A 14,001-nucleotide genomic window follows, 5' to 3' on the forward strand; every position below is an offset into this window, starting at 1 on the left:
AATGGGAGTGCATGAGCTGTGGTACAGCTCATGATCGAGATATAAACTCAGCTCTAAACATTCTTGCGCTTGGGCATAAGCGTCTAGCTGTAGGAATCACCCTCTTTTAAGGGGGTGAGGATGTCAAAAGTAATTTCAGTCATCTAGATCGCGAAAAATTAATTTGAATAAATTGAAAGAGGATGCTGAAAAAGCAGTTTTTAAGCTTGAAAGTAAAACGTAATACTGAAGGTTGAATGATGTAATTTTATTACGTTTGCTGCACCTGTTAAGCTCATGACTGAAGAATATATAATTTATAAAGGTCAGAAAATAATGAGTGAGCATCATGGGCATGACCACAGCCATGCCGTTGTCACAGAAGGGAATGTCAAAAAATTAAGTTTTGCTTTAGCACTGACCACGACATTTTTGATTGTTGAAGTCATTGCTGGATTTATGACGCAAAGTTTGGCGCTATTGTCAGATGCGGCACATATGTTCACCGATGCTGCAGCCCTTGCCATAGCATTGGTCGCGATCAAAATTGGCAAGCTTCCTGCTGATAACAAACGTACCTTTGGCTATCAGCGTTTTGAAATTTTGGCAGCCTTGTTTAATGCCTTGATGCTATTTGTGGTTGCGATTTATATTTTGTATGAGGCCTATCAGCGCTTTTCAACGCCGCCGGAAATTCAAAGTATGGGCATGATGATTGTGGCCGTCATCGGTCTAATCATTAACTTAATCTCGATGCGTATTTTATTTTCCAGTTCGCAAGAAAGCTTGAATGTGAAAGGAGCGTATCTAGAGGTGTTGAGTGATGCCTTAGGTTCGGTGGGTGTGATTATTGGCGCGGCGATTATTTATTTTACGGGCTGGATATGGGTCGATACCCTTATAGCGGTGCTCATTGGTTTTTGGGTCTTACCAAGGACTTGGATTTTACTCAAACAAAGTATCAATATTTTATTGGAAGGCGTGCCTGAAGAAATCGACATAGAAAAGTTACGCAATGATTTATTGGCACTCAAAGGGGTGGAGAGCATTCACCAGTTAAAGGTCTGGGCAATAACGTCAAAGAATGTGCATTTGACGGTTCATCTCTTTGCACCTGAAGCCGATCGTAATGCCTTGTATTTTGAGGCGATTGAAATGTTGCAACATGAACATGGAATCACGGAGATGACATTGCAAATCGAAGAAGATGAATGTGTGGTACACCAACACACCCAAAAGTCTGATCATGCACATGAGCACCTTCAAGATGATCACGCGCATTCTTATGATGAACCACATCAGCACTAATGCTGATGTGATTTAAATGGCCTGTTTAGATTTCCCACTCATGATTACATTCGCGGCATTTCCATTTTTTCTGTGATTGCATAAAACCTTGCATTGAGATTTTAAAATCTGGCAGGTCGCGATAGAACATGAAGCCTGCAATCAAGCAAGCAATAAATACAACAACAGTCGCAGTTTGTAATGTAGTACCTGCACCGTCACCAAAAATCCACATTGCGATGCTGATAATCACCAACAGTAAAAGAATAAATACCGCAGGGATGAGGATAATCAGGCTTTTAGGCACGACAGGACGAGCAACAGGCTGGCCTGCTTGCGCAAGAGGCATAATTTTAGGGCTTTGACATTTAGGGCAACGGTATTGCATTGCAACTCCATAATTTTAATCTATGGTTTATTTTAATCAGAATGACGCAGAAAGCAAAAATACCGTAAATTTAAATCAGATAAAATTTAGGCAATAAAAAACCCAAGTCATAATGCTTGGGTTTTTTATAAGATGATTTGCATCACCTTGAATATGGCGTCCCTACGGGGATTCGAACCCCGGTTACCGCCGTGAAAGGGCGATGTCCTAGGCCTCTAGACGATAGGGACAATTTGAGGCAACTTAGAGTTGGTTGACACCATCTCTCGGTATGGGCGCTATATTAGGGGGATAACGCCCATCCGTCAACTAAAAAATCAATTAAGCTTCATCAACTGCATCATTTTTCGGCAGTTTTAGGCTTTCATTGAGTTTTTCCCATGCTTTTGTTTCTTTTTTACTCGGACCGCCCACAATTTCAAGCGCATGACGTAAGCGAGCAAAGGTTAAATCAGGACCAATGGTTACCATCGATTGCATAACCGGTGTCGAAGATGTCGAACCAGCAATAGCAATAAAGAAGGTTGGCATGAAGTCACGAAGTTTAATGTCCATTTGGTTCGCCAAATCCATAAGCGTTTGGCTGACAGTGTCATTGTTCCAAGTGAACATGCTTTCTAGACGCCAAATGGCAAATTGAAGGCTTTGACGAACTTGTTCTTCAGTCAATTTTTTGCTTTCAAACTGTTCTTTGCTGAGTGTTGGGAATTGGTTGAAATAAAAACCTGCCCAATTCACTGCTTCAGACAATAAATTAATACGTGGTTGAATCGCAGCAGCAATTTCTTCCAAGGTATTACGATCTGATTTCCAAGCCAGTAGGGTATCGAGCAATTGACCCGGTGTTAAACCTTTAATCCATTGACCATTTAACCAGTTTAGCTTTTCAACATCAAAGATTGGACCGCCTAGTGATACACGTTGAATGTCAAAGTGTTCAATCATTTCAGCCAAAGTGAATTTTTCACTTTCATCCGGCATTGACCAGCCCATGCGGCCTAAGTAGTTCAACAAGGCTTCTGGTAAAACGCCGATGTCTTTGTAGTAGTTAATTGATGTTGGGTTTTTACGTTTAGACAGTTTTGATTTATCTGGGTTACGTAACAGCGGCATGTGGCAAAGCACCGGCATGTCCCAACCAAAATATTTGTACAATAATTGGTGTTTAGGCGCAGAGGGAATCCATTCTTCACCACGAATCACGTGAGTGATTTCCATTAAATGGTCATCAACTACGTTTGCCAAGTGATACGTCGGTAAACCATCGGTTTTCAGTAGAATTTGCATGTCGACTTGCGCCCAAGGAATTTCGACTTCGCCACGCAGTAAATCGTTAAATTTACAAATCCCTTCTTCAGGCACTTTCATACGAATGACATGCGGTTCACCAGCAGCCAAACGCTGCGCCACTTCTTCCGCAGTGTGTTTTAAGCCACGTCCGTCGTAACGCGGTGATTCACCACGCGCTTGTTGTTCCGCACGCATTTGATCGAGTTCTTCTGCTGTTGCGAAGCAGTAGAATGCATGACCTTTTTCAACCAGTTCCAACGCATATTGTTTATAAATGTCCATACGTTCAGATTGGCGATATGGCGCATGAGGGCCACCCACATCTGGACCTTCTGACCAGTTCAAACCTAACCAACGCAATGAATCTAAAATCATTTTTTCAGATTCTGGGGTAGAGCGCAGTTGGTCTGTATCTTCAATACGAAGAATAAATTCACCGCCATGTTGCTTCGCAAAACATAAGTTAAACAATGCAATATAAGCAGTCCCAACATGCGGGAAACCAGTAGGAGAAGGTGCGATACGAGTACGAACAGTCATAATCAGCTTTTAATCAGAATGTAAATTGGGATCTATTATAACGAAAAAGCCTGATCACTTAATGCTTAATTCAACATTGAATGATCAGGCGTTTTTAGTGTTTTTTAGACGACAGTGGGGGAACTGGTCTAAAACAATAGCTTGGGCAGCATCAATATACTGATGTCGTTATGAGTTGCTACCAGAGAAAATGGCTTGAACAAAACGAGAAAAACTTTGGTTTTGTGATGCAAAGAAACTTTGAGTCGGTGCAGCTTTAATAGACGTAAGTACTTTTAAATTATCATCTGTACGGCCTTTACCTTCAGATTTTTGCTGATTAATCGCTTTTTCGATCAATGAGGTACGTTCAGCAGGCATCGTAAGTTTGTTATTCGATGCGGTGCTGGTTACAGCACAAAATCCAGTCTGTGCAGTCACGCTTAAACTTAAGCCTAGGCATAGTGCGTATGAAAATTTCATGTCCAAATCTCCCCCTAGTTTTGGTGATGGAACTTTTTATTTGCAAAATAGTTTTAATATTTAGACTACGATTTAACCATCTTTCGTAATTAAAAAGTAGAACTACGTCACAATTTTTACAAAAAAACTAAAAAAGTCTGTACTAGGATTACCTAAATAGACTGTTTTCTCTAGATTTTCGGATGTTTTAGCAAACAACTATGAAGATAGCATGGAGATCGCTTCTGATTGTTGCTGTATTAGCAGAATTAAAGCTTTAAATACGTTATTTTTAGATATCTTTAAAACAGAAATAGATTTGAATTTATATTATAGATATCTGATTGTTAAAGTTATTTTTGATTTATATAGTGCTCTCAATATCAATTTGAGTTTGAGCAGATGAAAAAAATAATAGCATCGGGAATTTTCGCTTTGTTGGGTGGGGTGGCGGTACAGGTGTATGCCGCAAAAGATTTCTTAAATGTTTCTTATGACCCAACACGTGAGTTTTATCAGGAATATAACCAAGAATTTGGACAATATTGGAAAAAACGTACAGGACAAGAGATTAATTTTAAACAATCACATGGTGGTTCTGGCAAACAAGCTCGTGCAGTGGCAACAGGTTTACAAGCAGACGTTGTCACTTTGGCATTGGCCAATGATATTGATGAAATTGTGGCGACTGGACAAATCAATAAAAATTGGCAAAAACAATTTCCACATAATTCTGCGCCGTATACCTCAACTATCGTATTTTTGGTGCGTAAGGGCAACCCGAAAAAAATTAAAGATTGGAATGACCTGACCAAACTGGGTGTTGAAATTATTACGCCAAATCCAAAAACAGGTGGGGCACCGCGTTGGATCTATTTATCAGCTTGGGGATATGCTTTAAAACAACCGGGTGGAAATGATGCCAAAGCCAAAGAATTGGTGAAAAAACTCTATAGCAATGTCAAAGTATTGGATTCTGGTGCACGTGGTTCACTCACGACCTTTGCTGAGCGTGGCATTGGAGATGTCTTACTATCTTGGGAAAATGAGGCACTATTAGCGACTCAGGGCTTAGGCAAAGATAAATATGACATTGTTTATCCGTCTATTTCGATTTTAGCTGAACCTTCGGTGGCTGTAGTAGATAAAACCGTCGACAAAAATGGTAATCGAAATTTGGCGAAGGGTTATTTAAACTATCTATATTCACCTAAGGGCCAAGAGCTGGCAGGTAAATATTTCTTCCGCCCTCGCGATGCAAAAGCCACAGCAAAATACGCTGTTCAATTCCCGAAAGTTCAAACCTTTACCATTGATAAAGTGTTTGGCGGTTGGGCAAAAGCGCAAAAGACACATTTTGTGAATGGTGCGATTTTCGATCAAATCTATAGTGAAAAGAATAAAGAGTAAGTCTGCAAATAAAGTTGATTGGTGTAAAAACGGATAATTGGGGTTATCCGTTTTTTTGCATATGTAATGCATAAAAATCTATATATAGAGAATAAGTAGATTGTTTTTGTGTATTTTAATATGAAAAACAAACAATTAAATTCGCTACGTTAGCTGTATCCAGCAAGACGTCTAAACTTGCTGCAATTGCGATTTATGACTTTATTTCATATATTTAGCAGTATTGAATATAACTTTATGCTGGCTGTTATGAAAACTCAATTTAAGGCGTGGCTCAGTGCTGCGTTGCTTGCCACTGGTGTTGCTTTCTCAGCGTCTGCTCAGGCTGCTGATCGTGAATTTTTAAACGTTTCTTATGATGCAACGCGTGAATTTTATGACGAATTTAATAAGTCATTTGGCGCATATTGGAAAGAGCGTACGGGTAAAACGGTTGCATTTAAACAATCACATGGTGGTTCAGGTAAACAAGCCCGTTCTGTGGTTGACGGTTTAAAAGGTGATGTCGTGACTTTGGCATTGGCCAATGACATCGAAGAAATTGTAAAGTCTGGACAGATTCAGCCGGGTTGGCAAAAAGAGTTTCCACATAACTCAGCGCCATATACGTCAACGATTGTCTTCATGGTGCGTAAGGGCAACCCGAAACATATTAAAGATTGGTCTGATTTAACCAAACCGGGTGTACAAATTATTACCCCGAACCCGAAAACTGGCGGTCTCCCACGTTGGGTTTACTTGTCAGCTTGGGGTTATGCTTTGAAACAGCCGGGTGGTAATGAAGCGAAAGCCAAAGATTTCGTGGGTAAGATGTACCATAACGTAAAAGTAATGGACTCTGCGGCACGTGCATCGATGACTACATTTGCAGAACGTGGTATTGGTGATGTGTTATTGACTTGGGAAAACGAAGCTTTAGTTACGCAAAAAACTTTGGGTAAAAACAAATTTGATATCGTGTATCCATCGATGTCGATTTTGACTGAGCCTTCAGTGGCAATCGTAGACAAAACTGTCGATAAAAATGGTAATAAATGGTTAGCTCAAGGCTATATCAATTATCTTTATTCTCCATTAGGTCAAGAGATGGCAGCTCGTCATTTTTACCGCCCACGTAATGCAGCAGTTTTAGCAAAATATAAATCACAGTTCCCGCCATTAAAAACCTTTACCATTGATGAAGTGTTTGGTGGTTGGGCAAAAGCTCAACAAACACATTTTGTGAATGGTGCGATCTTCGATCAGATCTACAATAACAAGCGCTAATACATCGAAATCTATGATTTGAGATGTTCAAAGACCTCCTTCGGGAGGTTTTTTAATGGATGGCAAAAAATAAAAACGGTTTTCTCTATGGAAAGTAATATTTCTGTACAAAAAGACGTTTGGAGCTTTGCTAAAACAAGGTAATAATGTGCAGTTACATTTTTAGCTGTGTTGAACGAACCCTTATGTCGCATATTTCTGTATTACTTCATGAAACTGTTGATGCTTTACTGGCAGATCGCAATACAGGAATTTTCGTAGATGGCACATTTGGGCGTGGCGGTCATACACGTTTATTACTGTCTAAATTAGATGAAAATGCACGTGTTTATGCCTTTGATAAAGACCCACAAGCATTGGCCGTTGCAGCAGAATTAGAACAAGAAGATGCGCGTTTTAAAATTATTCACGCCAGTTTTGCAGACTTAAAAGAAGAACTGCGTAGTCGTGGTATCGATTTGGTCGACGGTATAATGGCGGATTTAGGGGTGTCATCTCCGCAGCTAGACCAAGCAGAACGTGGCTTTAGCTTTATGAAAGATGGCCCACTTGATATGCGTATGGACAACTCACAAGGCCCAACAGCCGCAGAGTGGTTGGTTGATATTGAAGAAGAAGATTTGGCCAATATTATTTTTAAATATGGTGAAGAACGTTATAGCCGCCGTATTGCCAAAGCGATTAAAGCGGCAGGGTATATTGAAACCACAGCTCAATTGGCTGAAATCGTGAAAGTTGCCCACCCGAAATGGGAAAAAAATAAACATGCAGCGACACGAACTTTCCAAGCAATTCGTATTGCTATTAACAAAGAACTCGACGATATTGATATCTTCTTACCTCAAGCGGTGGATATGCTGAAACCTGAAGGCACTCTTGCAGTGATCAGTTTCCACTCTTTAGAGGATCGTTTAATTAAACAATTTATTCAAAAAGAATCTACACTTGCAGAAGACACAGGCTGGGGTTTACCACAAAAACGCGAAGATACCCGCCGCTTAAAAAAAGTGTCACGAATTAAAGCAAGTGAAGAAGAAGTTAAAGCCAATCCACGATCTCGTAGTGCTTGGCTTCGTGTGGCAGAGCGTTTAGCTTAAAAGGCAAAGAATGAAAACCGAAGCAATCGAAAAAAACTCTGATCAATCGCAGTCAAAGAAAATCATTACATACGGCATTTTATTGCTCTTGGTTTTTGTGAGTGCGATTATGGTGGTGTTTCAAGTCTTTGAATATCGCCAAGATTATCGTCAATTGAGTACCTATATGCGTGAAAGGGATGACCTCAACGCAGAATGGGGACGTTTGCTGATCGAACAACAAACTTTTGGTGCAACAGCCCAAATTGGGACACGTGCAGTTACCCAATTACGGATGTATTCGCCTCCTATTGCACAAACCGTTGTTATTTCATTGCCACAAACTCCAGAACAGAAAAAATAGGCTGCCGGTCACATGGTTGAAAAGAGAAACAAACAAACTCCGCGTAAAAAACAGCAGTCTGTTACTGGTCGTACAGCCATTTCGGTGGAGATGTGGCGCTATCACTTGATGTGGGCGGTGGTTTTACTGTGCTTTATTGCATTGGTCGGGCGGGCTTTTTATGTACAAATCATCAATAAAGACTTTTTACAAAATAAAGCCAATGCCAAAATTTTAAGAACTGAAACCTTAAAAGCCATGCGCGGTGTAATCTATGACCGTCACGGCGTTCCTTTAGCCATTAGTACTCCGATCATGAAAATCGTGATCGATCCACGTGATTATTTTGACAATAAAAAACTCTTTGAAGAAATTACGGCGGAATTGGCTAAAGATCCAAACAATCGTAAGTTAAAACGTCAATTACCAGATAAAAATCTGAATTTAGATGAACTCGCTGATGCTGTAGGGATGGATCGTGCTGAACTGAGACGCAAAATGAATGAGCGTCCACGTTCACGTTATTTAGTTTTAAAGAAAGAAGTGCCACCACAACAAGCTGAATTGATCATGAAACGTGACTTTCAGGGGGTATATACCGAGAAAAACTATAAGCGCTACTATCCACAGCCTCAGCCAAACTCACAAATTATTGGTTTAACCAATAGTGAGGGTATGGGCATCGAAGGTTTAGAGATGCAATTGAATGAACGTCTTGCAGGCGTAGATGGTGCGCAGCAAATTGTCCGAGATAAAAAAGGCAACCGCGTTAAAGACCCTGAGATCGTGAAAGAAGTTGAGTCGGGTGAAAATATCACGCTGAGTATTGATTCACGTTTGCAATACATTATGTATCGTGAGTTGACTGCAGCCGGGGTAGCCAATAATGCACGTTCTGCCACAGCGATTGCTGTCGATGTCAAAACGGGTGAAATTTTAGCGATGACCTCTTGGCCGTCTTACAACCCAAATGATAAAAAAGGTGTCTTAAATAAAGATGCCATGCGTAACCGTGGTGCAATTGACTCCTTTGAGCCGGGTTCAACCATGAAGCCAATGACCGTGGCAATGGCGTTGGAAAGCGGTAAATACACGGCAAATACGGTGGTAAATACCACACCAGGTTCAATGCGCGTTGGGAATCATACTATTCGAGATACGCATAACTATGGCCCTCTGACTTTGGGCGGCATTATTCAAAAATCGTCTAACGTCGGTGTGGCAAAAATCGCTTTATCTCTCCCTTATGAAACATTACCGACCTTCTATCAACGTCTTGGCTTTGGTCAACGTTCAGCCGTGAAATTCCCCGGCGAAAGTGCTGGTCTGATTTTGCCGAAGAGCAAATGGAATGTGTCTGAAGTAGCAACCATGGCTTATGGTTATGGTTTGAACGCTACAGTGCTCCAACTGGCTGATGCTTATGCCATGATTGCCAACAAGGGCGTCAAAATGCCACTGAGCTTGTACAAGCTTGAGGAAAAGCCGAAAGGTGAGCAGATGATTGACCCTAAAATTGCTGATCAAGTGCTTTTAATGATGGAAGCGGTGACCTTACCGGGTGGTACGGCACGTCAAGCCAATATTCCGGGTTATCGCGTGGCAGGTAAAACTGGTACAGCACATAAATTACGTGCAGACCGTAAAGGTTATTCGACTTCAGAATATCGTGCACTCTTTGCTGGTGTCGCACCAGTGAGTGATCCACGTTTGGCCATGATTGTTGTGGTGGAAAACCCAACAGGTCAGTATTACGGTGGTCTGGTGGCTGCACCAGTTTTCGCTCGTGTAATGCAAGAATCTTTACGTTTAATGAACGTACCATTAGATAAACCTTTAGACACTCCTAAGATCCAGTAATAGGTGATGAATGAAAATTACGTTTCAAGATCTATACACCGTTGAACAGCCCGCTGAATGGATGTCGCAATCCTTTCAGGGCTTCAATCTGGATAGTCGCAAAATTACAGCAGGGCAAATATTTATTGCCCTGACTTCGTTTTCGCAACCTGAAAAAACAGCACAATTTGCACGTGCAGCGTTAGAGAATGGCGCGTTGGCAGTCATTTCAGAAACTGATTTGGGCTTGGATCAAAGTGTCGTGATCGCGGATGTGCGTCAATTGATGGGGCAGTGGCAAAAGCAATATTTACAGGCGACTCAACCAGCTCAAGCTGCACGAATTTTGGCAGTGACGGGTACCAATGGTAAAACCACGATCTCTCGTTTAATCGCTGAATTAATCATGCTGCAAGGCAAAAAATGTGCAGTGATGGGAACCACTGGTAACGGAATTTTACCGAATTTAGAAGCCTCTTCTCACACCACTTTAGATGCGTTACATATGCAAAATGCGTTGCATACCTATGCACTTGAAGGTGCAGAGTTTGCTGCCATTGAGGCAAGTTCGCATGGCTTAGAACAAGGTCGATTAAATGGCTGTGCAATTGAAATTGCCGCTTATAGCAATTTAAGTCGTGACCATTTGGATTATCATAAAACCCTTGAAGCCTATGCTGAAGCGAAATCACGTTTGTTTCAGTTTCCATCGCTCAAAGTTGCAGTCATCAATCTCGATGATGAACATGCAGAAGTGATGCTGAATGCCGCACGCCAAAACCCGGCTCAGCCTAAAATTTTGACTTATTCAACGCGTCAGGCTGCGGATTATCAAGTGACGGATATTCAATACAGCTTAACGGGCGCACAATTTAAATTGCGTACTGCTCAAGCTGAATTTGTGGTGCAAAGTCCATTATTGGGACACTTCAATATTGAAAATATTGTGGCGAGCTTAATTTCAGCGGAGCAAGCGGGTTTTGACTTATCTGCCTTGATCGCAACTGCGCCCGAGTTAAAAGGTGCACCGGGTCGTATGCAAGTGATTCGTGATGATGAACGCCTGTTTGTGGTGGATTATGCACATACACCAGATGCTTTAGTTCAAGTGTTACAGACTTTAAAACGTCATGTATCGCAACAGTTATGGGCGGTGTTTGGCTGTGGTGGTGATCGTGACCGTGGTAAGCGTCCATTGATGACACAAGCGGCATTAAACCATGCAGATGTTGCGTTGATTACCTCGGATAATCCACGTACTGAAAACCCAGAACAAATTTTTGCAGATATGAAGGCTGGTATTGATTTTACTGGAAAAACTGTCCATGAAATCCATGACCGCCGTGAAGCGATTAAATTCGCAGTCAACCATGCGCAAGCGGGTGATATTGTGGTGATTGCTGGTAAAGGCCATGAAAACTATCAAGAAATTGATGGTGTTCGACATTGGTTTGATGATGTGGTGGAAGTGAAATCAGCGATTGATTCCCAGCATCACAACACTGACTCGGCTTATCCAGCGCAATAGGAAACAGATATGCATACTTCAACGACCAGTACGGTTCCGTTAGAACCATGGACTGCCGAACAGTTGGTTCAAGCGACACAAGGTCACTGGCATAACAATCAAGCGCCGACAGGTTCTGTAAAACGAATTTTGACCGACTCACGTCATGCAGAGCAAGGTGACGCTTTTCTTGCCCTGAAAGGTGAACGCTTTGATGCGCATGACTTCCTTGCTCAAGTGGCTGAAAAGGGTTGTGAAATTGCCATTGTCAGTCATCCGGTTGATGTGGATATTTGTCAGTTGGTGGTTGCAGATACACGTTTAGCACTTGGACATTTAGGTGCATTTCGTCGTGCCCAAAACCCAGCCTTAAAAGTGATTGCCTTGACAGGAAGTAGTGGTAAAACTACGACCAAAGAGATGCTCGGGAGTATCCTTTCTCGTCTTGCACCAACGTTAATTACGCGCGGTAATTTAAATAATGACCTTGGCGTACCGATGATGTTACTTGAGTTACGTCCAGAACATCAGTATGCCGTGATGGAGCTTGGTGCCAGTCATAAAGGTGAAATTGATTACACCTCAAATTTGGTACAGCCTCAGGTTGCCGGTATTTTAAATATTGGCACCGCTCATATGGGGGAGTTTGGTGGGCGTGATGGTATTTGTTGTGCCAAGTCTGAAATTTATGCACATATAGCGAAAACAGGAACTTCGATTGTCCCTGCGGCAGATGATTTTACAGATGCCATTCGTCAAGCGGTGCAAACTGAGCAAGTAATGAGTTTTGGTCAGGGCGGGGATGTTTTTGCGACTGAGACTGAACTTCAGGCTCAATCTTCACGTTTTATCTTAAATACGCCACAAGGTTCGCGTCCTGTTCAACTGCCATTTGCGGGTGAGCATAATGTGCAAAATGCCACTGCAGCCGCAGCTTTCGCGTTGTCGATTGGTGTGAGTTTAGATGATATCGTTGTGGGGCTTGAACATGCGACAGGTGCCAAAGGCCGTCTAAACTTTATTCAACACAAAGATTATTTGTTTATTGATGATACTTACAATGCAAATCCAACCTCAATGCGTGCTGCTGCTGATGTACTTGCGCAGCAAGATGGCATCAAAGTCATGGTCATTGGGGATATTGGTGAGTTAGGTTCATCTGCTGCACAGCAGCACTACATGTTGGGACGTGATCTTGTAGCACACTCTGGTCTTCAATTTGTCGTTGCTGTCGGTGAGTTTTCACCTGCTGTGCAAGAAGGCGCGCGTAGTACACAATATGGTAAAAAATTACAGGCCTTTCTTACTCAAGAACAGGCTTTACCGTTATTAATTAGTCTAGTCAAAACACATCAGCCTCAGTCCATGAGTTTCCTGTTTAAAGGTTCTCGTTATACCCACATGGAAACTTTGATGGCTGAATTGATGGAGAAACTTTAATGCTGTTATGGTTATTTGAGCAGCTTGCGGGTTATCACAGCTCGTTTCAGGTTGTTCGTTATTTAACGCTTCGTTCACTACTCAGTGTCTTAACGGCATTGGCCATTGGTCTGTTGCTTGGACCTGTGATGATCCGCAAATTGCAAGCTCTCAAATATGGTCAGGCAGTCAGTTCATTTGCACCTGAAAATCATGCCAAAAAAATGGGCACACCGACTATGGGCGGTGTGTTGATTTTACTGTCTATTGGGATTTCAACCTTACTTTGGGCCGATCTTTCAAACCCTTATGTATGGATTGTACTTGGTGTGATGGTGATCTTTGGTGCTGTTGGCTGGGCAGATGACTGGATTAAAATCCGTTATAAAGATAATGCCGGTCTACCTGCGAAGAAGAAATTCTTTTGGACTTCTGTGGCATCGTTAGGCGCCGGTATTGCGCTCTATGTGATTGCGACACAGCAAGCAAACCCTGTACATACCTCAAATATGTTGGATCTGCTGATTCCATTCTTTAAAGAAATTAGCATTCCGTTGTCTATTATTCCACTCGGTATTGGCTTTATTGTCTTTACTTATTTGGTGATTAACGGTGCATCCAATGCTGTGAACTTAACCGATGGTTTAGATGGTCTGGCGATTATGCCAATCGTTCTAGTTGCCGCAGGTTTAGGTGTATTTGCTTATCTGGCTGGTGATGTTCGTTTTGCCGATTATTTACATATCCCTTATGTGAAATACGCATCTGAACTTGTCGTGATCTGTGCGGCAATGATCGGTGCTGGTTTGGCATTCTTATGGTTTAACGCGCATCCAGCTCAAGTGTTTATGGGTGATGTCGGTGCCTTATCTCTAGGTGCGATGCTCGGTACGATCGCAGTCATGGTTCGTCAAGAAATCGTTTTTGCCATTATGGGCGGTGTCTTTGTGGTTGAAGCTATTTCTGTTTTCTTGCAAATTGGCTCACTGCGTATGCGGAACAAGCGTGTATTCTTAATGGCACCGCTGCACCATCACTATGAGAAAAAGGGATGGCGTGAAACTCAGGTGGTGATTCGTTTTTGGATTATCACAATTATGCTGGTAGTTTTGGGTCTAATGACTTTAAAATTACGTTAAGCAAATAAATAAACGAAACCGGCATTTGCTCCCACAGATGCCGGTTTTTTTATTTCAAAAATATAGTGGAGTAAATG

The 14,001-nt window shown here is 41.8% G+C and carries 13 protein-coding genes and 1 tRNA gene; 10 read left to right on the forward strand and 4 right to left on the reverse strand.

Translation table 11 applies throughout. The annotated features are described in order from the left end of the window. Together FTU83_RS03305 and FTU83_RS03310 are read left to right on the forward strand one after the other, a co-directional pair. Positions 1–110, forward strand: a 110-nt coding sequence (locus FTU83_RS03305; protein ID WP_179994364.1) for a zinc ribbon domain-containing protein, incomplete at its 5' end; no start/stop codon positions are given. A 205-nt stretch (positions 111–315) separates the two neighbouring features. Next, on the forward strand, positions 316–1,287 hold the full coding sequence (locus tag FTU83_RS03310) for a cation diffusion facilitator family transporter (protein ID WP_180105681.1): 972 nt from the start codon (positions 316–318) through the stop codon (positions 1,285–1,287). Between the two features lie 25 nt (positions 1,288–1,312). Here FTU83_RS03310 and FTU83_RS03315 read toward each other — a convergent pair whose 3' ends face one another. The 4 genes from FTU83_RS03315 to FTU83_RS03330 form a co-directional block, all read right to left on the reverse strand. Beyond that, the gene (locus tag FTU83_RS03315; protein ID WP_078189395.1) at positions 1,313–1,654 is read right to left on the reverse strand and encodes a hypothetical protein; all 342 of its coding nucleotides are present in this window, start codon (positions 1,652–1,654) and stop codon (positions 1,313–1,315) included. Positions 1,655–1,808: 154 nt separating this feature from the next. After that, a tRNA-Glu gene (locus tag FTU83_RS03320) sits at positions 1,809–1,884 on the reverse strand. A gap of 91 nt (positions 1,885–1,975) precedes the next feature. Continuing rightward, entirely contained in the window at positions 1,976–3,484 is a 1,509-nt protein-coding gene (gene gltX / locus FTU83_RS03325) for a glutamate--tRNA ligase (protein ID WP_168378189.1), read from the reverse strand. A gap of 168 nt (positions 3,485–3,652) precedes the next feature. After that, the gene (locus FTU83_RS03330) at positions 3,653–3,946 is read right to left on the reverse strand and encodes a hypothetical protein (RefSeq protein WP_180092190.1); all 294 of its coding nucleotides are present in this window, start codon (positions 3,944–3,946) and stop codon (positions 3,653–3,655) included. A gap of 381 nt (positions 3,947–4,327) precedes the next feature. Between FTU83_RS03330 and FTU83_RS03335 the strand changes: the two genes are divergently transcribed. The 8 genes from FTU83_RS03335 (at position 4,328) to mraY (ending at position 13,924) form a co-directional block, all read left to right on the forward strand. After that, the gene (locus tag FTU83_RS03335; protein ID WP_180092193.1) at positions 4,328–5,335 is read left to right on the forward strand and encodes a sulfate ABC transporter substrate-binding protein; all 1,008 of its coding nucleotides are present in this window, start codon (positions 4,328–4,330) and stop codon (positions 5,333–5,335) included. Positions 5,336–5,584: 249 nt separating this feature from the next. Continuing rightward, a complete protein-coding gene (locus tag FTU83_RS03340; protein ID WP_078189545.1) occupies positions 5,585–6,601 on the forward strand; it encodes a sulfate ABC transporter substrate-binding protein in 1,017 nt (338 codons plus the stop codon). A 185-nt stretch (positions 6,602–6,786) separates the two neighbouring features. Next, entirely contained in the window at positions 6,787–7,698 is a 912-nt protein-coding gene (gene rsmH, locus FTU83_RS03345) for a 16S rRNA (cytosine(1402)-N(4))-methyltransferase RsmH (protein WP_180008673.1), read from the forward strand. A 10-nt stretch (positions 7,699–7,708) separates the two neighbouring features. Next, positions 7,709–8,041 (forward strand): cell division protein FtsL, encoded by a 333-nt coding sequence (gene ftsL / locus FTU83_RS03350; RefSeq protein ID WP_078189390.1) that lies wholly within the window; start codon positions 7,709–7,711, stop codon positions 8,039–8,041. A gap of 12 nt (positions 8,042–8,053) precedes the next feature. Beyond that, positions 8,054–9,880 carry a penicillin-binding protein PBP3 gene (ftsI, locus tag FTU83_RS03355; RefSeq protein ID WP_180092196.1) on the forward strand — a complete coding sequence of 609 codons (1,827 nt, stop codon included), beginning with the start codon at positions 8,054–8,056 and terminating at the stop codon, positions 9,878–9,880. Between the two features lie 10 nt (positions 9,881–9,890). Next, complete coding sequence (locus tag FTU83_RS03360) at positions 9,891–11,387, forward strand: UDP-N-acetylmuramoyl-L-alanyl-D-glutamate--2,6-diaminopimelate ligase (RefSeq protein WP_180092198.1); 1,497 nt, start codon at positions 9,891–9,893, stop codon at positions 11,385–11,387. A gap of 9 nt (positions 11,388–11,396) precedes the next feature. Further along, positions 11,397–12,806 (forward strand): UDP-N-acetylmuramoyl-tripeptide--D-alanyl-D-alanine ligase, encoded by a 1,410-nt coding sequence (gene murF, locus FTU83_RS03365; protein WP_180092201.1) that lies wholly within the window; start codon positions 11,397–11,399, stop codon positions 12,804–12,806. Next, complete coding sequence (mraY, locus tag FTU83_RS03370) at positions 12,806–13,924, forward strand: phospho-N-acetylmuramoyl-pentapeptide-transferase (RefSeq protein WP_078189386.1); 1,119 nt, start codon at positions 12,806–12,808, stop codon at positions 13,922–13,924. The genes murF and mraY overlap by 1 nt, the downstream gene beginning before the upstream one ends. The last annotated feature ends 77 nt before the right edge of the window (positions 13,925–14,001 follow it).

The organism is Acinetobacter sp. YH12152 (genome assembly GCF_013418285.1).
GTDB lineage: Bacteria > Pseudomonadota > Gammaproteobacteria > Pseudomonadales > Moraxellaceae > Acinetobacter > Acinetobacter amyesii.

Coding starts and splice junctions, on each gene's coding strand:
- FTU83_RS03310 (WP_180105681.1), top strand. CDS start 316: ATGAGTGAGCATCATGGGCATGACCACAGCCATGCCGTTGTCACAGAA.
- ftsI (WP_180092196.1), top strand. CDS start 8,054: ATGGTTGAAAAGAGAAACAAACAAACTCCGCGTAAAAAACAGCAGTCT.
- FTU83_RS03335 (WP_180092193.1), top strand. CDS start 4,328: ATGAAAAAAATAATAGCATCGGGAATTTTCGCTTTGTTGGGTGGGGTG.
- FTU83_RS03315 (WP_078189395.1), bottom strand. CDS start 1,654: ATGCAATACCGTTGCCCTAAATGTCAAAGCCCTAAAATTATGCCTCTT.
- FTU83_RS03330 (WP_180092190.1), bottom strand. CDS start 3,946: ATGAAATTTTCATACGCACTATGCCTAGGCTTAAGTTTAAGCGTGACT.
- murF (WP_180092201.1), top strand. CDS start 11,397: ATGCATACTTCAACGACCAGTACGGTTCCGTTAGAACCATGGACTGCC.
- rsmH (WP_180008673.1), top strand. CDS start 6,787: ATGTCGCATATTTCTGTATTACTTCATGAAACTGTTGATGCTTTACTG.
- FTU83_RS03340 (WP_078189545.1), top strand. CDS start 5,585: ATGAAAACTCAATTTAAGGCGTGGCTCAGTGCTGCGTTGCTTGCCACT.
- gltX (WP_168378189.1), bottom strand. CDS start 3,484: ATGACTGTTCGTACTCGTATCGCACCTTCTCCTACTGGTTTCCCGCAT.
- ftsL (WP_078189390.1), top strand. CDS start 7,709: ATGAAAACCGAAGCAATCGAAAAAAACTCTGATCAATCGCAGTCAAAG.
- mraY (WP_078189386.1), top strand. CDS start 12,806: ATGCTGTTATGGTTATTTGAGCAGCTTGCGGGTTATCACAGCTCGTTT.
- FTU83_RS03360 (WP_180092198.1), top strand. CDS start 9,891: ATGAAAATTACGTTTCAAGATCTATACACCGTTGAACAGCCCGCTGAA.